Source organism: Thalassospira sp. (assembly GCF_030690045.1).
Taxonomy (GTDB): Bacteria; Pseudomonadota; Alphaproteobacteria; order Rhodospirillales; family Thalassospiraceae; genus Thalassospira.
Map to the genome: position 1 here is coordinate 253585 of NZ_JAUYHK010000016.1, position 20461 is coordinate 274045.

The 20461-nt window shown below is 56.7% G+C and carries 21 protein-coding genes; 8 read left to right on the forward strand and 13 right to left on the reverse strand.

Annotation, left to right across the window (positions count from 1 at the left end; translation table 11 throughout):
• Positions 1-372: 372 nt before the first annotated feature.
• Positions 373-2043, forward strand: a complete 1671-nt coding sequence (locus Q8O73_RS12755; RefSeq protein WP_305558546.1) for a methyl-accepting chemotaxis protein — start codon at positions 373-375, stop codon at positions 2041-2043.
• Positions 2044-2084: 41 nt separating this feature from the next.
• On the opposite strand, the gene Q8O73_RS12760 is transcribed toward Q8O73_RS12755, so the two are convergent.
• Both Q8O73_RS12760 and Q8O73_RS12765 read right to left on the reverse strand, forming a co-directional pair.
• On the reverse strand, positions 2085-2957 hold the full coding sequence (locus Q8O73_RS12760; protein ID WP_305558547.1) for a prephenate dehydratase: 873 nt from the start codon (positions 2955-2957) through the stop codon (positions 2085-2087).
• 85 nt (positions 2958-3042) lie between these two features.
• On the reverse strand, positions 3043-3789 hold the full coding sequence (locus Q8O73_RS12765; RefSeq protein ID WP_305558548.1) for a 3-deoxy-manno-octulosonate cytidylyltransferase: 747 nt from the start codon (positions 3787-3789) through the stop codon (positions 3043-3045).
• Between the two features lie 331 nt (positions 3790-4120).
• Here Q8O73_RS12765 and Q8O73_RS12770 point away from each other — a divergent pair, with 331 nt between their 5' ends.
• Positions 4121-4846, forward strand: coding sequence for a cytochrome c family protein (locus tag Q8O73_RS12770; protein WP_305558549.1), 726 nt, complete (start codon positions 4121-4123; stop codon positions 4844-4846).
• A gap of 89 nt (positions 4847-4935) precedes the next feature.
• Positions 4936-5718 (forward strand): histidinol-phosphatase, encoded by a 783-nt coding sequence (gene hisN / locus Q8O73_RS12775; RefSeq protein WP_305558550.1) that lies wholly within the window; start codon positions 4936-4938, stop codon positions 5716-5718.
• Positions 5719-5899: 181 nt separating this feature from the next.
• Here the strand turns inward: hisN and Q8O73_RS12780 are convergent, their stop codons facing one another.
• The 5 genes from Q8O73_RS12780 to Q8O73_RS12800 form a co-directional block, all read right to left on the reverse strand.
• Positions 5900-6562, reverse strand: a complete 663-nt coding sequence (locus Q8O73_RS12780; RefSeq protein ID WP_305558551.1) for a LysE family translocator — start codon at positions 6560-6562, stop codon at positions 5900-5902.
• Positions 6559-7062, reverse strand: a complete 504-nt coding sequence (locus Q8O73_RS12785) for a DinB family protein (protein WP_305558552.1) — start codon at positions 7060-7062, stop codon at positions 6559-6561. The genes Q8O73_RS12780 and Q8O73_RS12785 overlap by 4 nt, the downstream gene beginning before the upstream one ends.
• 1 nt (position 7063) lies before the next feature.
• Positions 7064-7990 carry a DMT family transporter gene (locus Q8O73_RS12790; RefSeq protein WP_305558553.1) on the reverse strand — a complete coding sequence of 309 codons (927 nt, stop codon included), beginning with the start codon at positions 7988-7990 and terminating at the stop codon, positions 7064-7066.
• A 97-nt stretch (positions 7991-8087) separates the two neighbouring features.
• A complete protein-coding gene (locus tag Q8O73_RS12795; RefSeq protein ID WP_305558554.1) occupies positions 8088-10004 on the reverse strand; it encodes a potassium/proton antiporter in 1917 nt (638 codons plus the stop codon).
• Positions 10005-10193: 189 nt separating this feature from the next.
• Positions 10194-10649 (reverse strand): Lrp/AsnC family transcriptional regulator, encoded by a 456-nt coding sequence (locus tag Q8O73_RS12800; protein ID WP_305558555.1) that lies wholly within the window; start codon positions 10647-10649, stop codon positions 10194-10196.
• Positions 10650-10778: 129 nt separating this feature from the next.
• On the opposite strand from Q8O73_RS12800, the gene Q8O73_RS12805 reads away from it, so the two are divergent.
• From Q8O73_RS12805 to Q8O73_RS12815, 3 genes are all read left to right on the forward strand, one after another.
• The gene (locus Q8O73_RS12805; protein WP_305558556.1) at positions 10779-11768 is read left to right on the forward strand and encodes a DMT family transporter; all 990 of its coding nucleotides are present in this window, start codon (positions 10779-10781) and stop codon (positions 11766-11768) included.
• On the forward strand, positions 11768-12664 hold the full coding sequence (locus Q8O73_RS12810) for a DMT family transporter (RefSeq protein ID WP_305558557.1): 897 nt from the start codon (positions 11768-11770) through the stop codon (positions 12662-12664). The genes Q8O73_RS12805 and Q8O73_RS12810 overlap by 1 nt, the downstream gene beginning before the upstream one ends.
• Before the next feature lie 93 nt (positions 12665-12757).
• Positions 12758-13519, forward strand: coding sequence for an SDR family NAD(P)-dependent oxidoreductase (locus Q8O73_RS12815; RefSeq protein WP_305558558.1), 762 nt, complete (start codon positions 12758-12760; stop codon positions 13517-13519).
• Positions 13520-13531: 12 nt separating this feature from the next.
• Here the strand turns inward: Q8O73_RS12815 and Q8O73_RS12820 are convergent, their stop codons facing one another.
• From Q8O73_RS12820 to Q8O73_RS12830, 3 genes are read right to left on the reverse strand one after another with little or no spacing between them, the layout of a single operon-like run.
• Positions 13532-13816 (reverse strand): 4a-hydroxytetrahydrobiopterin dehydratase, encoded by a 285-nt coding sequence (locus Q8O73_RS12820; RefSeq protein ID WP_305558559.1) that lies wholly within the window; start codon positions 13814-13816, stop codon positions 13532-13534.
• A 12-nt stretch (positions 13817-13828) separates the two neighbouring features.
• On the reverse strand, positions 13829-14482 hold the full coding sequence (locus Q8O73_RS12825) for a uracil-DNA glycosylase family protein (RefSeq protein WP_305558560.1): 654 nt from the start codon (positions 14480-14482) through the stop codon (positions 13829-13831).
• An 8-nt stretch (positions 14483-14490) separates the two neighbouring features.
• Complete coding sequence (locus tag Q8O73_RS12830; protein ID WP_305558561.1) at positions 14491-15150, reverse strand: glutathione S-transferase family protein; 660 nt, start codon at positions 15148-15150, stop codon at positions 14491-14493.
• A gap of 209 nt (positions 15151-15359) precedes the next feature.
• Here Q8O73_RS12830 and Q8O73_RS12835 point away from each other — a divergent pair, with 209 nt between their 5' ends.
• Both Q8O73_RS12835 and Q8O73_RS12840 read left to right on the forward strand, forming a co-directional pair.
• Positions 15360-16751 (forward strand): M17 family metallopeptidase, encoded by a 1392-nt coding sequence (locus tag Q8O73_RS12835; RefSeq protein ID WP_305558562.1) that lies wholly within the window; start codon positions 15360-15362, stop codon positions 16749-16751.
• Between the two features lie 84 nt (positions 16752-16835).
• On the forward strand, positions 16836-17183 hold the full coding sequence (locus tag Q8O73_RS12840; protein ID WP_305558563.1) for a MarR family transcriptional regulator: 348 nt from the start codon (positions 16836-16838) through the stop codon (positions 17181-17183).
• Between the two features lie 253 nt (positions 17184-17436).
• On the opposite strand, the gene Q8O73_RS12845 is transcribed toward Q8O73_RS12840, so the two are convergent.
• The 3 genes from Q8O73_RS12845 to Q8O73_RS12855 all read right to left on the reverse strand — a co-directional run bounded on the left by Q8O73_RS12845 (position 17437) and on the right by Q8O73_RS12855 (position 20457).
• A complete protein-coding gene (locus tag Q8O73_RS12845) occupies positions 17437-18108 on the reverse strand; it encodes a LysE family translocator (RefSeq protein WP_305558564.1) in 672 nt (223 codons plus the stop codon).
• Between the two features lie 83 nt (positions 18109-18191).
• Positions 18192-18803 carry a hypothetical protein gene (locus Q8O73_RS12850; RefSeq protein ID WP_305558565.1) on the reverse strand — a complete coding sequence of 204 codons (612 nt, stop codon included), beginning with the start codon at positions 18801-18803 and terminating at the stop codon, positions 18192-18194.
• A gap of 22 nt (positions 18804-18825) precedes the next feature.
• Positions 18826-20457 carry an ABC transporter ATP-binding protein gene (locus Q8O73_RS12855; RefSeq protein ID WP_305558566.1) on the reverse strand — a complete coding sequence of 544 codons (1632 nt, stop codon included), beginning with the start codon at positions 20455-20457 and terminating at the stop codon, positions 18826-18828.
• Positions 20458-20461 lie beyond the last annotated feature (4 nt).

Genomic DNA, 20461 nt, shown 5'->3' on the forward strand with positions numbered 1-20461 from the left:
GGTCGGCGCCATGTTCACGCCACAAAGAAGCCTGCTCAGGCGCAAAGCATCCCGGTGCGCGTCAAATCGGCGCCAAGGACCCTGCATGAGAGGCATATGATGAGGCACTGACGTCATCACGTCACTGCCGCCCCCGCCTATTCATACAGTTCCTGGCAGCTCAAATCTGCCCACAAGCGAAGGAATGAGGGGGTGATACAGGCCCGCCCTGCGAAAGTCAATCAATTCAATTGTCGTTCCGAACGCCGGGCAGCCATGCGCCGAACGCGCGCCCGATAAATTTGTTACCTCTAATTTACTGAAAGACCTTATAATTAAACCCTGTGATGCCAATGTAAGTTAACCGACATGTCTTACCGGGGAACAGGTGTTATGAAGTTTCGTGTAGTAACGGGTATTTTCTCGATTCCGGCCATCTGTCTTTTGACCTTGCTGGCCATCATCCTGACGGTCGCCCTGAATTATCAGGAAAGCCTCAGAAACGGCAAATTTCAGGCCATCGGCCAATTGACCGAAGGTGCCACCAAAATCGTCACATCCCATATGCAACGTGCGCAACAGGGCGAATTTGACGAGGCCGAAGCCCAAAGCCGCGTCCTTGCCATTCTGCGGGATTACCGTTTTGACGGCGAGAATTACATTTTCATTTCCGATCTGAACCATTGCATGGTTCTTGATCCGCTCAGCCCCGGTGATGAAGGCGAATGCAAACCTGACAGTGCCGTTCGCAAAATGATTGTCAGCACTGCCAAATCCGGTGGCGGGATCATCACCTATGAAACCAAAAAACCCGGCGAAGGTGAACGCCTGATTGAAAAGGCGGCCTATATTCGGGGCATTCCCGAATGGAACTGGGCCCTGGGTGCCGGTGTATATATGGATGATGTTCAGGCCGAATTTCAGGAAGTGATGACCAATATCGCCATCATATCGGTCATCGCCATTGCGATTGCCGGGGCTTTGTCGTGGCTGGTCGGCACCCGGATCACCAACAGCATCGTCTCGCTGAACCGCAATATCCGCACCATCGCCGAAGGCAATTACAAGGCCCCGGTCGATACCGAGTCCAAATTCGTCGAAATACAGGATATGGCATCGGGTATTCTGGCACTGCGCGACAAATCGGCCAGCGCCCAGCAACTCGAACAGGATGCCGCCGAACAAAAAAGCCGCAGCGAAAACGAACGGCGGGAAAATATCCGCAACATCGCCCACAAACTTGAAAGCGAAGTCGGCAGTATCGCCCGCTCGGTCGATCAATCGGTTCATCGCAGCCTTGAACTGTCGGTCAATATGTCGCGCAATGCCGGGGGCATTCTGCAACACAGCAGCACGGTTTCTTCGGCCGCCAGTGACGTTTCCCACAATGTCGATGCCGTTGCCGCCGCCACCGAGGAACTGTCCTCCTCGATTGCCGAAATCAACATGCAGATTACCCAGATGGCCGATACGGTTGTCCGCGCCACCGATGAAAGCAACCGTGCCAGCGAGGATGTCGGCGGCCTGTCACGTTCTGTTGATAAAATTCAGGAAATCGTCAATCTGATCAATGATATCGCGGGGCAGACCAATCTTCTGGCCCTGAATGCCACGATTGAAGCCGCCCGCGCGGGAGATGCCGGCAAGGGCTTTGCCGTAGTCGCCAGCGAAGTCAAAAACCTTGCCACCCAGACCGCCCGCGCCACCGAAGAAATCGCCAACCAGATCAATGGCGTTGTCGATGGAACACAACGGGCAGTACGCGGCATCGGTCAGGTTTCCGAAACCATCGAAATGGTTCGCAATGCCTCGACCGCCATTGCCGCAGCCATCGAACAACAGGGGGCCGCAACCCAGGAAATCGCCGGAAACGCCAATCGCAGTGCAGATGGCGTCAAACAGATTTCCGACAATGTCAGCCAGACCATGAAAGACGCCAACGCCACCACAATTCATGCCGACGAACTTAAAAGCGCGTCCGAGGCCCTGTCCAGCCAGTCGGCAGAACTGACCAAGATCATCAACCGGTTTTCCGGCGATCTGGTCGCACAGGCCAACGCATAACCTTGATCCGGGGGCCCGGTTTCGGGCTCCCGGATTTATATTTATTCTGCCGGAAGATCGTTATCCCGGCGGAACGGATCGGCCGGATAAACGCCCAGAATGCGGACTTCGTGCGAGAAAAACTGCAATTCTTCAAGGGCGTGGCGCAGGCGTAATTCTTCGGGATGGGCTTCGACCTCGGCAAAGAATTGCGTCGCGGTGAAATGCCCCTCCACCATATAGCTTTCCAGCTTGGTCATATTGATGCCGTTGGTCGCAAACCCGCCCAGCGCCTTGTAAAGGGCGGCGGCAACGTTGCGCACCCGAAAGACAAAACTGGTCACCACCGGGCCACTGTCAATCGCGGCTTCCTGTGCATCGCGTGACAGGATGATGAAACGGGTGGTGTTATGTTCGGCATCCTCGATTTCGGTGCGCAGGATATCCAGCCCGTAAATCTCGGCGGCCAGCACCGGGGCAATCGCCGCGATGCTTTTATCGCCACGATCCGCGACTTCCTTGGCGCATCCGGCGGTATCAGGCCCGACCACCGTATGCACGCCCAGTTCCTTGCGAATTTTGCGGCACTGGCCCAGCGCATGCACATGGCTGTGGATTTCGCGAATATCGGAAATCTGCGCCCCCTTGACCGCCAGCAGGGCGTGATTGATGCGCAAAAAGGTTTCGCCGATGATATGGACGCCCGACTCGGGTAACAGGTGATGCACATCGGCCACCCGCCCGGCCAGCGAATTATCAATCGGAATCACCGCCAGATCGACTTCACCATCGCGCAATGCCCCGAATGCCCCTTCAAATGTCCGGCAGGGCACCGTCACCGCCCCGGGGAAACACCGGCGGGCGGCCTGATCGGAATAGGCACCGTGCATTCCCTGAAAGGCAATACGTTTATGGGCGGTTTTTTCGGCAGTCATCTGGCACATTCCCGAATTATTAGGTAAAATTTACTCATCCGTTTTATTTTTCGGCAAATCAAAACATCAAACCGCGATCCTGCGATCAGGGCCGGGGACCCAGCGCGGCGCGGGCCCGTTCAAGGTCTTCGGGTGTATCGACACCCAGCGGCACCCCGTCCACCAGCGCCACCGCAATCACCATACCGTTTTCAAGGGCGCGCAACTGTTCCAGTTTTTCGCGCTGTTCCAGTTCGGCGGGCGGCAGGGTCACAAACCGGTCCAGCGCGGCACGGCGATAAGCATAAAGCCCGATATGATGATAAAGCGGCCCGTCACCATAAGGGGCCGTTGCCCGGGTGAAATACAGGGCGCGGGCCACACGCCCGCCACCAAATGCCGCCACCGCCTTGACCACATTGGGATTGGTGCGTTCACCATCGCGTGTGATGACGGCGGCAAGGGTGGCAATATCCACTGACGGGTCGGACAGCGGATCAAACACCGCCCGGATGTCTTCGGGAGAAATCGTCGGCAAATCACCCTGCACATTGACAATCGCATCATAAAGACCGTCGGGATCACATTCCTGCAAGGCCTGATGCACCCGGTCAGACCCGCTGGGCAGATCCGGATCGGTCAGAACCGCAATACCACCGGCCTGTGTGATGGCATCGGCAATCTTTTGTTCGGCACAGGCGACAATCACCGGACCGATCCCGGCCTCAACCGCGCGCCGCCAGACATGCACAATCATCGCCTCGCCATGAATATCGGCCAATGGCTTGTCGGGCAGCCGGGTCGATCCCAGACGGGCCGGAATGATAATGACAGGATTGCGCGGCACGGACATCAAAGCCTCCGAAGTGGCAAACAGAAACGATCAGGCAGAATCCGGGTGGATGCAAGGCACCCCCCACCCCGGCCCGGATCATGAAAGCGGCGCGACAATAGCCGGTTTTACCCTGCAAGGAAAAGCCGGAATCGCCCGGAAAGTCCTGTTTTTTCGCAAGTTTTGGATCGGTTGTTAAGAAAGGTTGATGCAAATCCCTGAAACGTATAGTTTCCGTCCGACCAGTCTGACCTGCTGTCGCATGCGTATTCTTGTGAGAGCGTCGGAGACGCATGGGTCAGCAGCGTCAAATGAAGACTTGAGAGTGAACAGGCTGTAACGGGATCCCGTCATGAAAACGATGGAAATCAACAAGATCGTCGCCGGTGTAATTTGCGCCGTGCTTCTGGTTATCGTTGTTGGCAAGGTCGGTGGTGCACTCGTGCACCCGCAAGAGTTGGAAGAACCCGTCTATCCCTTCTCTGACGATCTGCTTGCAGCGGCGAATGCGCCCGCCAGTGCCCCCGCGGCACCGGCTGGTCCGGAACCCATTCTGGCCATGCTGGCCAGTGCCAGTATCGCCGATGGCGAAGCCGTCTTTAAAAAATGCGCGTCATGTCATGACGTTACCAAAGGCGGCCCGAACAAGGTCGGCCCGAACCTTTATGGTATTGTCGGTGCCAGCTTTGCCCATATGGATGGCTTTGCCTATTCCGCAGGCATGGCCGAACATGGCAGCAATTGGGGTTTTGCCGAACTGAACGAGTTTCTTTTCAAACCGCGTGATTACATCAGCGGCACGAAAATGAGCTTTGCCGGTCTGAGCAAGGCCTCGGATCGCGCCAATGTCATTGCCTATCTCAACAGCATGTCGGACAATCCGTTACCTTATCCGGACCCGGCAGAAGTTGCAGAAGAAGCTCCGGCTGACGAAGCTGTTGCCGAAGAAGGTGAAACCGCCCCGGCGGATGCACCCGAAGGGGAAGGCAGCGTGGATGCCGAAGCTGAATCTGCTCCGGCAGAAGGCGAAGCAACTGGCGAAGCAACTGGCGAAACCGAAGCCGCACCCGCACAGTAAGCGTGCCGGTGATGTGCCGATAATTCTGACAGGGGACGGTTTGCCGTCCCCTGTTTTTTTGATGTCTGATCAGATCAGGAGTTCGCAATATGGCCGTTGACCGGAATTTTATCGATATCGCCCATCAACTGGCCGATGCGGCCCGCCCTGTCGTGCGCCACTATTACCGCACCAAAGTCGCCATCGATGTCAAAGCCGATGCCAGCCCGGTCACCATCGCCGACCGCGAGGTCGAACGCACCATGCGCGAGATTCTGACCCGCGAATTGCCCGATCACGGCATTCTGGGCGAGGAACATGGCCGTCACAATATGGATGCACAATATGTCTGGGTTCTGGACCCGATTGACGGCACCAAATCCTTTATTACCGGCAAGCCCAGTTTCACTACCCTGATTGCTCTGTGCCGTAATGGTGTTCCTGTGCTGGGCCTGATTGATCAGGCGATCACCGATGAACGCTGGTTCGGGGCCGAAGGTCAATCGACGACCTTTAACGGCACCACTATTTCCAGCCGCGCCTGCCCGTCACTGGATCAGGCGATTTTCTTTACCACCGCCCCCGAATTGTTTCGCGGCGTCGAGCAAAAGGCATATGAGGCGGTGCGCGATGGTTGCCGTCAACCGATGTATGGCATGGATGCCTATGCCTATGGGCTGGTGGCGCTGGGACTGGCCGACATTGTGGTTGAGGCCGGACTTCAGGCCTATGATTTTTGCGCCCTTGCCCCGGTTCTGGCGGGCGCCGGTGGTGCCATCACCGACTGGCAGGGTAAAGACCTGAGCATGCATAGCAGCGGACAGGTGATCGCCAGTGGCGATTCCCGCTGTCACCGGCAAGTGGTTGATATGATTGCCGCCGCCATCGCCTGACCTGCCGACAAAAAAACGCCCGGCACAGGCCGGGCGCAAGTCGAAGGTTTGCTGTAGAGAGCTCTGGAATGCCAGAGGGTCCGGCCTGAACCGGACCTGGAACATTGTGCCTGAACACAATGCCCCTGTATCGCCGGGCGACGGAACCGGTCAGAACCGGTCGCCCGACGAATGCCGTTCGTTAACGATCACTGAGCGCAAGGCGTGCGCCCAGTGCAATGAGCATACCGCCCAGGGAGCGTTGCAACCAGACAGACACCCCGGATTTCCGGGTAAACCGCCCGACCATAAAGGCAACAGCGAACACCAGCGCACATTCGACAATAAAACCGATCACATTGACCATCAGGCCCAACACCAAAAACTGGGCCGCCATGTCCCCATGCGCCGGATCGACAAATTGCGGCAGAAATGCCATGAAAAACAGCGCGACCTTGGGATTGAAAATGTCGATCATCACCCCCTGTCCCCATGCCCGGAAATATCCCGGCTGACGCAAGGGCACGACGGCGGATACGACAATCAGATCATCCGGATCATCCTGCGGAGGGCGAAAACTTTGCCAGATTGCCCGCCCACCCAGCCACACCAGATAGGCAACACCAATCCATTTCACCACGGCAAAGGCCATTGCCGATGTCGCCAGAATCGCCGACAGACCAAGGGCGGCGGCAATCACATGCACAAATGCCCCCGAACAGACGCCAAGGCTTGCCATGATCCCGACCCGCCGGCCATGGGTGGCGGCCTGCGCCAGCAAATAAGCCATATCCGGGCCCGGTGTGATACTGAGCAACACTACCGCCACCAGAAAAGTCCCATATTGCGCCACAAGGTCGATCATTTTGAATATCCGTGCAGGCGGGCAAAATAAATCAGGTCGATTTCCTGCGACCCGCATCCGGCCTCCAGCAACATCGAATGCAATTGCCCTCGATGATGGGTTTGATGATTGAAAAAATGTCCGATTACAACGGAGCGTGGCGTTTCAAACGCCTTGCCCGCCACATTGCGATAGGCAAGGTCCGTTGCCAGAACGTCGTCATCCAGAGCATCGACAAAGGCGATGATCGCCTGATCCTGCGCCATGCGGGCCGACCGAAAGGCACCAAATTCCGGATACAGCACATCATCAAGGGCCAGTTTTTCCACCCGCCCTTCCAGCCGTGCCAGCCACAAACGATCCGCGACCAGAATGTGGTTGAAGGTTTTGAGGATCGAGGGGAAAAACGCCACACGCGGGGCCGCAAGCGCCCCCCCATCCAGCGTCGCACAAGCAGCCAGCATGCGCTCATTCGCCCACTGGTTATAACGGGCCATCATGCGAAAATAATCGATATTCATGCTAGCGTCCCTCAATCTTGCAGGGTTCGGGCGTGATCGCCGCCGTCACCGGGCGCACCGGCAAACGGCGCGTCAGAATGACGATATTACCCAGCAATGTCAGGCCGACGCCTAGAACGATATTGCTGTTCCAGACAAAACCTTCGGCAAAGGTGGAAATCAAAAGGGCCACCACCGGAAACATCACCGAACTGTAAGACGCCTTGTCCGGCCCGATCCGGCCCAGCAATGTCAGGTAAAATCCAAACGCCAGAATGGAACCAAAAACCGACAGATAAATCAGGGCGGCAACAAAAGACGGGCTGGTGTCAAAGGTAAATTCGGTGCCGCTGACAAGGATATAGAGGACCAGCAATACCGATCCGTAAAACATGCCCCAAGCATTGGCCTGTATGACCGGAATGCCGCGCGACTGATTACGGGCCGAGGCCATATTGCCCAGCGACGCAATATAACTGCCGACCAGGGAAACAATCAGGCCGATGCTTCCGCCGGTTGCCAGATCAAAAGCCGCCAGATCGCGGGCAAAAACCAGTGATATCCCCGCCATGCCAATGATAGCGCCAATAATGGTGCGGGTTTCCGGGCGGCGATGAAAAAAGATCGCACCATTAATCATGTTCATGATGACGATGGTCGAAAACACCACTGCCAGCAGCCCGGATGTCAAATAGCCTCCGGCGATATAAATCAGCACATAATTGACCGAAAACAGGCACACGCCCAACACCGCCATAAAAACGTGATCGCGCAGGCTGTAACGCATCGGCAACCGCCGGATCGCGACATAGGCAAACAGGATTGCCGCAGCAAGGATAAAGCGCCATGCCACCGCGACCTCGGGTGGCACTGAAAGCTGATATTTGATGGCGATCCAGGTCGTGCCCCAAATCAGCACAACGGCGGCATATAATCCCAATTGGCCCATGATGGCTTTCCCGGCAGGTCAATGACCGGAATATTTAGGGCGATTGCCGCCTGTACGACAAACCAGCAATTGTCATATATGTATTAGGCACGCTAATTCATGATGGATCAGGATCAGCCGGATTATCGGTTGATTTGGGCGACGCATCGCCATCGGACTGTTTTTTTGCCGGGGATTTTCGCCCGGCGGACCCGGCCCGTTTCAGGCGTAATTTACGGCGCAAGCGGGCGCGTTTCCTGCGTTTCCACAGGGCCAGCAATTCCGTGCGCGAATGAAACAACGGCAAACGGCGCTTGACATGCACAATTTGTTCAACCGCCAGGCCGACTTCAACCACACCATGTTCGTCATTAATCCGCCGGACAATCAGTTCAACCGGACCATAGGGTACACGGTCGGCCGGTTCGATGTCTCCTGACAATTCCCGGCGCAAAATATCGGCCACCGTCAGTTCCGCATCGCCTACTGCCACCGGAAATCCGTATTGGCGACCCAGATCGCCAATCAGGGTGGTCGGGGCAAAACTGAAATCGCCAAACAGATCGCGGTCGTTTTCGCCTTCGGCCGCCCCGGCAAATAACTGATCAAGCAAGGACACATGTTCAGGCGGGGTGATGATATAAATCCGGTCATCAACCTGAAGACGGCCTGCGGCCTGCGGGCGCAGTGATTTGCCATCGCGCAGCACCAGTGACGGGCGCGCCCAGCGCGGAATACGTTGCCCCCCGGCCACCGGGCTGTCGGGATGGACGCGATACACCACCACTTCCTGATTGGCATTACCCGGCAATTCAAGATCAATCCGGTCCACCGGACCATGCCGGGGCGGCACAATAATGCCCAGCCATTTCGCCATTGGCCGGATCGTCCAGCCTTGCAACAACAAAGACGTAATCACCACGATAAAGGCGGTATTGAACAGAAGCTGTCCCTGTTCGACCCCTTCGACCATCGGCACAATCGCCAGCAGGATCGACACCGCCCCGCGCAACCCGACCCACGACACAAAGGCCGTGTCATTGCGTGAAAAATTGAAAAACAGCAAACACAGCCAGATCGCCACCGGGCGCGCCACAAACACAAGCGTCAGCGCCAGCAAAATACCCGGAATCAAAACATCGGCAAATTCGGTGGGGGTCGCCAGCAGGCCAAGGGTCACAAACATGCCGATCTGTGCCAACCATGTGGTGACATGCTGAAACCGGCGGATGCCCACTGCCATGCGTATTTTGCTGTTCCCTGCATAAAGACCGGCAACATAAACCGCCAGAAAACCGCTGCCGCCGATCAGGCTGGTTGCGCCAAACAGGCTGAGCGCACAGGCCAGAACGACAATCGGCACCAGTCCGGGTTCCAGTTTGACCCGGTTGATCACCTGTACAATGATCAGCCCGCCCAAAAGCCCCAACAACCCGCCCAAGCCGATCTGGAAGACAAACCGTTGAAACAGATCAAAGGCGATATTGTCACCGCCCCCCATGACAATCAGTTCAACCAGCGAAATCGTCAGAAACACCGCCATCGGATCGTTGCTGCCCGATTCGACTTCGAGGGTGGATCGCGTGCGATCACGCAAATGGATACCGCCAACCCGCAACAGAAAAAACACCGCCGCCGCATCGGTTGAACTGACAATCGCACCAAACAGCAAGCCCACCAGCCACGGCACGCCCAGCAAAAACCACGCCGCCGCCCCAATGACCCCGGTGGTCAGAATGACCCCGAAAGTCGCCAGCACAAGGGCCGGGGCGGCCGCAATGCGCAAGGCGCGCGTCGGGGTTTCAAAGCCGCTGTCAAACAGGATCATGGCAAGGGCGGTACTGCCGATAAAATAGGCCAGCGGCGCATTGTCAAAAGCAATGCCGCCAATGCCATCCTCGCCCGCCGCCACGCCGACAAACAAAAACACCAACAGCAAGGGGGCACCAACCCGGAAACTGATCAGGCTGGTAAAAACGGCAACAACAACCAGAAGCGATGTAACCAGGATCACCAGATTCATCGAATCGATCATTGTTCAGCCTCCTTTCCTGCCAAAATTTCCATTACGCTGCGGGCACCCGAAACCGACATGATCCGCCAGACTATATCTGTGGCCCTGTCTGTGATTGACAACACCCAAAGGCGGCAAAGTTACGGCAAATTTTGCAAATTGCCCGAAATCGCCGCGCTTTGCCGGAATAACTGACCGGACAAACCGGATTTATTCCGCCTGCGCCGGAAGAAACGCAGTTTCCTTGGCCGTTGACAGGGCGATTTCCGGCAGAACTTCGACAATGCCCCCCAGTTCCTTGATGGTATCGGCAACAAAACTTTCCAGATGTGCCGTATCGCGCAACCGCAATTTCAACAGAAAATCAAACCGCCCGGTCATGTGGTGACATTCCAGAACCTCGTCCGCCTTGATCAGGGATTTGACCAGTTTTTTGTTGCCTTTGGCCGGATCGGTCCGCAGCCATACCAGTGCGGTTAAAGGCAAACCAACGGCCACCGGGTCCACCTCGATCCGATAGGCGCGAATGATGCCCTGTTCGCGCAATTTGCGCACCCGGTCATTGACGGCCGAAACCGAAAGCCCGACCGCCGCCCCCAAAACCGCATAAGATTGCGATGCATCCTGCTGCAAAATATCAAGCAATTTGCGATCAATCGCGTCCATGACCTGTTTTCCTTAAAAATTTCGGCGTAGCTGCAATAATACACAAAAATCAGGCAGTTGCACATGCACTGCCCTTTTTATTCCGGCATGGTGGATTTTTTATAAAATCCGGTTTATCCCTGTATGACCATGACAGTTTCCACAATTCTTGCCGATAATGGCGCGCTCCGCGGTGCGCTTCTGATGACCGGTGCGGCCATGTGCTTTGCCGGAATGGCGGTGCTGATCCGGCAGATCACCCAGGAATTGCATCCGTTTGAGGCGGTCTTTTTCCGGAATTTATACGGGCTGATCCCGATGGTGCCATGGTTGCTGCGCAACCGGTTAAACGGATTGCGGACATTGCGCCTGAAATTGCATGTCACCCGGTCGATCATCGGCCTGATCGCCATGTTTTGCCTGTTTTCAGCCCTTGCCAGCACTCCGGCGGCACAGGTTATTGCGATTAATTTCACCGTGCCGATCCTCACGACCATATTGGCCGCCATTGTCTTGCACGAAGTGGTGCGTGCGCGGCGCTGGAGTGCGGTCGCCATCGGTTTTGTCGGGGCCATGATCATTGTCCGGCCCGGCGCACAGGAGCTGAGCACCGGAATCATTCTGGCGATTGCCGCGACATTTTTCATGGCGGCGTCAGTGACCACCGTCAAATTGCTGTCGCGAACCGAAAGTGCCAATGCCATTGTCACATGGATGGGCCTGATCATGGCACCGTTGTCATTGATTCCCATGCTGTTTGTCTGGCAAACACCGACATGGATGCAAACCGCAATCCTGTTGCTGATCGCCATTCTTGCCACCGCCGGGCAACAACTTTTTGTCCGTGCCAACCGGGCCGCCGATCAATCCTATGTCATGGCGTTTGATTTCCTGCGCCTGCCCTTTGTCGCCGCCCTTGCCTATATCGCCTTTGGCGAAACGGTGGATTTCTGGACATGGGCCGGGGCGGCACTGATTATCGGGTCCACCCTGTATATCGCCCGGCGCGAGGCCGTTCTGGCGCGCAAAAATAAACAAACCCTGCCACCGCCGACCACCGCCCCGGCCGACGCACAGGCGATTCCGGCAACAAAGGCCCGAACCGCCACCGATCCGGCATCATACGGACCTCGAACCTGATGCGGCACTGGTTTGACAACCTGCCTGCGTTGATGCGGGCGGCTATTTTTGCAATAGCCGCTGCCGTGATTGCCGCCTGTTTTTCGATTACCGTGCGGATTGCCACCACCGATATTCATCCGTTTCAGGCAGTGTTTTTTCGGTTTTTCTTTGGGTTGTTGCTGATCGCGCCGATGGTTTTGCGCAGTGGGTTTGCATCGTTGCGCACCCTCAAATTACCCTTGCTGGGCCTGCGTGCCGCCTTGTCGGTGGCGGAAATGTGCTTCTGGTTTCTGGCCCTTGTCTGGTTGCCGCTGGCAACGGCCACCACGCTTAATTTTACGGTACCGCTTTTTGGCACCCTGCTTGCCGCCCTGATCCTCAAGGAAAAAATCCGGGCGCATCGCTGGCTGGCGGTGCTGGTCGGTTTTATCGGGGTGGCGCTGGTGATCCGGCCCGGTGCCGTCCCCCTTGACCCGGCATGGTTGTTGCCGATTGCCGCAGCAATGTGCATGGCGATGATCGGCATTACCATGAAAATGCTGGTGCGGACCGAAAGTGCCACCACCATCATTTTTTATCTGATGCTGTTTACCACACCGGTTTCGCTGATCCCCGCCCTGTTTGTCTGGCAAATGCCCGGCTGGCAGCCGGTTTTGCTGATGGCGCTGGCAGCGGCAATGATGAATGTCATGCAATATTGCAATGTCCGGGCGATGCAACTGGCCGATTACAGCTTTTTCGTCGGGTTTTCCTATTTACGCCTGCCGGTGATTGCCTTGCTTGCCTTTATCCTGTTTGGTGAAATCCCTGATATCTGGCTTTTGCCCGGCGGTGCCTTGATTATCGGGGCGGCCCTTTATGTCGTGCATCGTGAACGCAAAAGCCACACCACCGCCCCGAAAACCAGCCCATAGGCTTTATCTGCTGCGCATATCCGGGGCTTGCCCGATAAAGATATAATTTGGTATAGAAATACCTATTATAAATTTGAACGGGATGGATACGCCATGCAGGTCAAGGGTCATATTGCCATCGTCACCGGGGCGGCATCGGGTTTGGGGGCGGCAACCGCACGGGTTCTGGCCGATGCCGGGGCCAAAATTGCCGCCTTTGATCTGAATGAAGAAGGCGCAACACAAACCGCAACCCCGCTGGGCGGACGGGGATTTCCCGTCAATGTTGCCGATGCCCATAGCGTCGAAACCGCCCTTGCCCGTGTTACGGCCGAAATGGGCGCACCGCGCATTCTGGTCAATTGTGCGGGGATCGTGCATGGCGAACGCATTATCGGGCGCGATGGCCCGGCCGATCTGGCCGCCTTTGCCCGGGTGATCAATGTCAATCTGATCGGTACGTTCAACATGATGCGCGTCACCGCCGATGCCATGAGCCGCAACGAGGCCCTGATTGATGGTGAACGTGGCGTGATCATCAATACTGCCTCGATCGCAGCCTTTGAGGGGCAGATCGGACAGGCAGCCTATGCCGCATCAAAGGGCGGCGTTCATGCCCTGACCCTGCCTGCGGCGCGGGAACTGGCCCGTCATGGCATCCGGGTGGTGGCGATTGCGCCGGGGCTGTTTGGCACCCCGATGTTGATGGGCCTGCCCGACGAGGTGCAGGAAAGCCTTGCCGCCAATACGCCCTTTCCCAAACGGCTGGGCCATCCCGAAGAATATGGCCGTCTGGCCCTGCATATTTGCGAAAACGGCATGATCAATGGCGAAACCATCCGCATTGATGGCGCCGTCCGGCTGGAACCAAAATAACAGGACGGCCTCTCACACCAGCGTATCGGTAAATTTCGCCAGCGTGATGTCCTTGTCGGTCACGCCCCCGGCGTCATGGGTCGAAAGGGTGATTTCGACCTTGTTATAGACATTGAACCATTCGGGATGGTGATCCATTTTATCGGCCATCAGGGCAATGCGCGTCATAAAGCCAAAGGCGGCGTTAAAATCGCGAAAGCGGAAACTTTTGGCAATCGACAGACCATCTTCGGCAAGGGCCCAGCCTTCAAGCGCCTGCAATGCATGATCGATCTCGGCTTTGGACAGTTTGGTCATTGTCGTCTCCTGTCAGGTTGGGTTGCCCGTTATCGTCAGGATATCATGAATTCTGTGACGCAACACCGGCAACAAACGGTGTTCAAACCACGGATTTTTACGAATCCATGCGGTATTGCGCCAACTGGGATGGGGCAACGGCATGATGTTATCGGTCAGATAATTTTCAAATTGTTGCACGGTTGCCGTCATGGTTCTGGCACGCCGCGTTCCCAAATAAAACCTTTGCGCATATTGGCCGATCAGAAGCGTCAGCCGGATGTCGGGCAAATGACGGCGCAGGGGATCATGCCATGTCGGGGCGCATTCGGGGCGCGGCGGCGCATCCCCGCCCCCGGCCAGCCGCCCCGGATAACAAAACCCCATCGGCATGATCGCCAGTTTTGCCGGATCGTAAAAGCTGGCGACATCCATCCGCAACCAGTCGCGCAACCGGTCACCCGACGCATCATTCCACGGCAGGCCGGTTTCATGAACCTTTGTCCCCGGTGCCTGCCCGATCAGCAGGATTTTCGCCCCCGCTGCCATCCGCACCACCGGGCGCGGCCCCAATGGCAAATCGGCGGCACAGATGCGACAGGCCCGCACCTCGCGCAAGGTTGCATCAAGGGCGGGGTCATTGCCGGGTGGATCAATGTCCGGCAAGTGTCCTGTCAGGCCAACCATGGAAAACCTCAGTCAAGTTCGGATGCGGCGATGACCCATTCTTCGTCCTTCGCATCGGCGTACCAGCCTTGCATCGCGGGCAAGCCAAGGATGGTTTCCATATAAGCGTTACCGACCGCATCAAGTTCCACGCCATAGGTTTTAAACCGTGTGACCACCGGCGCGTACATGGCATCGGCAATCGAAAAAGACCCGAACAGGAAATCGCCGCCCTGCCCGTATTGACGGCGACAGGTGCGGAAAATTTCACCAATACGGGCAATGTCCTTTTCAACCGCCGCATTGCGGCCACGCCCCGGCAGGTTTTTGCGCAAATTCATCGGCATATGGGTGCGCAGGGCCGAAAACCCGCCATGCATTTCCATCGACACCGACCGCGCCATCGCCCGGATGTCGATATCAAGCGGCCATAACATCGTATCGGGCCTGCAATCGGCGATATATTCAAGGATCGCCAAGGCTTCCCAAATGGTTTTACCGCCGTCAAACAGGGTCGGAACCTTGCCACTGGGCGAAATGACCGGGGCCTTGGCTGCCCAGTCGGGGCCATAAAGCGGCACCAGTTTTTCCTCGAATGCCACCCCGGCCATTTTCAGGCCCAGCCACGCCCGCAAGGACCATGATGAATAGTTTTTATTGCCGATATACAGCACCGGTAGCTGTTCCATGACGATCTCTCCTGCATCCTGACCAAGGGCGCGACTGTCGGACTTTTTGCACCCGCTGGCAAGACCAACGCAATGGGTAATTGCTCCCGGCTTCACATCCCCCTAAGATCAGGCATCCTGTTTTCCGGTCGCACCCGATGCTGCCCCAAACCCGGTTCCGGGTTCGGCATTGCGGCTGCGATGCGCTACCATCAGCAAGGACCATCAAATTGTTCGACCATATGATTGCCACCCCCGATACCACCAACCCTGTTTCGATTTTTGCCGTCGCCGAAAATGATTTTGCCGGTTGGCTGTCGCACCAAAGCCCGGCCCATCGCGCATGGATTGCCGCCAACGGGTTTGAAGGCAAACGAGGCAGCCTGATCCTGCTGCCCGATGCCAATGGCACGGTGCAATCGGTGATTTTGGGCTATGTCGATGATGCCAAAACCCTGTGGGATTTTGCCACCCTGCCGACAGCCCTTCCAGTCGGGGATTATCAGTTTGATGACAGCATCACCCGGAACGGCCCGCTAACCGGCAAGGCGACCCTTGGGCTTTATCTGGGCGGTTACCGGTTTGACCGGTATCGCAAGGCCCCGGAAAGCCGGGCGCGGTTTGTCCGCCCTGGCGGCCCTGATGCCGACACCGCCGAAAATATTGCCCGTGGCATCGGGCTGGCCCGCGATCTGATCAATGTGCCGGCCAATGATATGGGCCCGGCCGACCTGGAAGACGCCGCCCGTCATCTGGGCGCGGAATTTGGCGCAAAAGTCACCAGCATCATCGGCGAGGATTTGCTGGCGAAAAACTATCCGGCGATTTATGCGGTCGGCAAAGGAAGTGACCGCGACCCGCGCCTGATTGATCTGCGCTGGGGCGATGAAACCGCACCCAAAATCACGCTGGTCGGCAAGGGGGTGTGTTTTGACACTGGCGGCTATGACCTCAAACCATCCAACAATATGTTACTGATGAAAAAGGATATGGGCGGGGCGGCACAGGTATTGGGCCTTGCGCGCATGATCATGACGGCAAACCTGCCGGTGCGCTTGCGGGTTCTGATTCCGGCGGTTGAAAATATGGTGTCGGGCAAAGCATTCCGGCCCAGCGACATTTTGCAAACCCGCAAGGGCATCACGGTGGAAGTCGGTAATACCGACGCCGAAGGCCGTCTTGTTCTGGCCGACGCCCTGACCGAAGCCGCCAGCGAGGACCCGGATATCCTGCTGGATTTTGCCACCCTGACCGGGGCAGCACGGGTCGCCCTTGGCCTTGGCCTGCCGGCCCTGTTTTGCAATGACGACAAACTGGCGACCGATTTGCAGGAAACCGGCATGGCGATCAGCGATCCGGTATGGCGGTTGCCGCTGTGGGATGACTATCGCCCGATGCTTGATAGCAAGGCCGCCGACACCAACAACATTTCCGGATCCCCCTTTGGCGGCGCGATCATTGCCGCCCTGTTTCTGGATCGTTTCGCAGAAGGGGCAAAGTCGTGGGCACATATCGACCTGATGGCGTGGAACCCTTCGACCCGCCCCGGTCGCCCCGAAGGCGGCGAAGCCCAGGGCATCCGCACCGCTTTCCGGTTGATCTCGGGTCGTTACGGAAAGTAAATTAATAAAAGCCCCTTTACACCTACCAAGGGGTCAGGTAAACAGATTACGTATTCGTAACAAAACAACGACTGGGCACAGGGCATGTCGATCGAGATCAAACCGTCACAGGCACTTGACCTTTGGCGTATCGCGATTGTCGAAAGCGTCAGACGGGATTCCCCCGATCTTTCTGCCCGACAGATGGCCCTGATGTTGTCGGTTTACCTGACCCCGGCCCCGCATACGGTGCGTGGCCTTGCCGATGCCCTGAATATTTCCAAACCGGCAATTACCCGCGCCCTTGACCGGCTTAGTTCGCTGGGCATGGTCAAACGCAAGGTAGATGAAGACGATCGGCGGTCTGTTTTGATCCAGCGGACGGTCAAGGGGTCAGTCTTTCTGCGTGAATTTGGCGATATCATCGTCGCGGCAGGCAAGGAAACCGCCTAGGTCTTTTTTGACCTTGCGGTGCATTTAATCCCTGAACCTGAAATTGCGCAGCCCCTTGGCCCGCTCCCTCGAAAATACCCCGAAAATGTCACACATCCATACCAGTTGGTATGCAATCTGAATTCTGTATAGAATTGTGGCAGTTCCTTTATTTCTGTAGGGGAATCATATCTCTGCAAGGTCTGGCATTTGCCTGTTTCCCTCCAATCCGGGGATAACTGCCGCAACCGCCTTGCCAGAGAAAAACACCGATTTATGACTCGCGGGCGATGCTTTGCGGAGTGTCAATCAGCGACAAAATCACCGCCGCCAGGATCAACACCACCCCACTGACCCGACCAATCACGTTGTTACCGCCCCGCCGTTTCAGCCACGGCATCAGTCGTGCCGCACCCATTGCATAAATCATTACGAGGCTGTAATCAAAAATGACAAAGGTCGCACCCAGAATGAATAATTGTGGGGCAAGTGGGCTGCCTGCATCGATGAATTGTGGAAACAGCGCCCCGAAAAAAGCAATCGCCTTGGGATTGCCTGCGGCAACCAAAAAGCAATCGCCAAACAGGCGACCCGGCCTTGCGGCTTCATACCCGTGATTTAATTTCGTTTCGGTATCGTTATTTTCAGGATTGGCAGGTGTCGGTTTGCGCAGAAAGGCCATCAGCCCGATCCCCATCAGGAAAGCAACCCCAGCCCATTTGACAATCGCAAAGGCACTTTCCGATGTGGCGAGGATCGCGCCAAGACCAACGGCGGCGATCACCATCTGAATCATATTGGCGGTGACATCTCCCAAGGCAGTGATCATCACCGGTTTGATACCATATCGCATCGAATGCGACATGCCGATCAAAACACTTGGCCCCGGTGTACTGACCACCAACACCACCAACGCACAAAAACCCAGCCAGACATCAAATGACATGATTACAGAACCACCTCCAAAACACCCGCCCCGGCGTCGTATCACAAACATCAGGAACGGCAAGTTCTGTTATTGAAATCGCATTATTGAATGGCAGCAGGCCAGCGGTCCTGAATGGTGCGAATTTGGACACTGGTAACCATATTGGGTCCCAATATGGTCTGCAAACCGGCCAGAAGGCGCGCCTGCAACCGGGCAATATCGACATCTGTGGTCGGAGCAAAGGGCGATACCGGTGCCGAAGTGACAGCACCGTTTTCTTCCGGTGAGTCTTCTTTTTCTTCCGCGCCTTCGACCGGAGCGGGCGGAGGGATCAGGGCCGGGGCATGATAGACATAACCGCGCTGGTCTTCGGGCAGGGCGGCACGCCGTTCGGTATCACGGTAAAAATGGCGTTGAAAATCCCGCAGGAACCCGTTGATGATTTTTGGCTTGTTACGTTCAATCGTCGCCGCATGAATCGGGTCCGTCATTTCCAGCCAGATGCGCGCCGATACATTGCGCAGCATGCCATTACGCGGCAACACAATGGTCAGCGTCATCGCATCAAGCACATAAACATTGGCCGGAACCCCATCGGCGGTGGCACGCGCTGCACCACCGGCCGCACGGGATTCACTGCCGACCGCCGTCATCAGCATGGCAGCACATCCCAGCAGGCACCCCGCCCGCAGCAGAAATTTACGGATATTCATAACCCAACCTTTGCATTTTTCATCAGCGGGCCATTGCCCCCTTGTCCGTCCGGATATCAAGGGCAGCGGCAAGCAAGGCACGGGTATAGGGCTGTTGCGGGCGTTCAAACACATCGTCGGTCACCCCGCTTTCGACCATCTTGCCGCCCTGCATCACCATCACCCGATGCGACAGGGCGCGGACCACCTTGAGATCGTGGCTGATAAAAAGATACGCCATATTGTGACGCCGTTGCAAATCGCGCAGCAAATCAACGATTTGCGCCTGTACCGACATATCAAGGGCCGATGTCGGTTCATCCAGCACCATGAAACGCGGTTTGAGCACCAGCGCACGGGCAATCGAAATGCGTTGCCGTTGCCCGCCGGAAAATTCATGAGGGTACCGATCCATCGCATCCTGTGGCAAATCAACCTCGTGCAGGGCCTCGGCAATGCGGGCGGTGCGGGCTGCACGATCCAGACCGGGTTCATGAATTTCCAGCCCCTCGCCCACGATCTGGGCAATCGACATGCGCGGGCTTAAGGAACCGAACGGGTCCTGAAACACCACCTGCATATCGCGGCGCAAGGCCCGCAAACCGGCCCCGCTGCGTTCCCGGATATTCTGCCCGTCAAAGGTAATATCACCACTGGACGATAACAGCCGCAAAATCGCCAGTGCCAGCGTGGTTTTGCCCGATCCGCTTTCCCCGACAATGCCCAGTGTTTCGCCCTGACGCACCGAAACCGAAATGCCATCCACCGCATTGATATAGCGTTCCGGTCGGCCGAAAATGCCTTTTTTGCCAATCGGAAAGCGCACATGAATATCGCCGGTGCGCAAGAGTTCCCCGGCCCCTTCGGGCACCGGGTGCGCCGTGCCGCGTGGAATGGCATCCAGCAGTTTGCGGGTATAGGCATGTTGCGGATCGTCAAACAGGGCGGCGGTTTCGCGAGCCTCGACGATCTCGCCATCCTTCATCACGCAGACCTGATCGGCCATTTTGCGGACAATCTGCAAATCATGGGTAATCAGCAATAACGCCATGCCCATGCGGGCCTGCAAATCGCGCAACAGTTCCAGAATTTGCGCCTGAATCGTCACATCAAGGGCCGTCGTCGGTTCGTCGGCAATCAGCAATTCCGGTTCATTGGCCAGCGCCATTGCAATCATGACACGTTGCCGTTGCCCGCCGGACAATTCATGGGGCAAGGATCGCAGGCGCGATGCCGGATCATCAATCCCCACCAGTTCCAGCAATTCAATAATCCGCTCACGTGCTTTTGCCCCACGCAGGCCTTTATGCAGGCCCAAAACCTCGCCAATCTGTTTTTCAACATTATGCAGCGGGTTCAGCGACGTCATCGGTTCCTGAAAGATCATGCTGATACGGTTGCCCCGGATCTGGCGCAACATGCGTTCTTCGGCCCCGACCATTTCACGCCCGTCAAAAAGGATTGATCCGGTCGGATGGCTGGCGCGCGGATAGGGCAGCAATTGCAGGATCGACAGGGCGGTCACCGATTTGCCTGATCCGCTTTCACCCACCAGCGCCAGAGTTTCACCGCGTTTCATCGCAAAGGAGATATTGCGCACCGCCCGGATCGGCCCAAAATGCACCGACAGGTCACTGACTTCCAGAAGGTTCTCGGTCTTTGGGGACTCTGACATATAT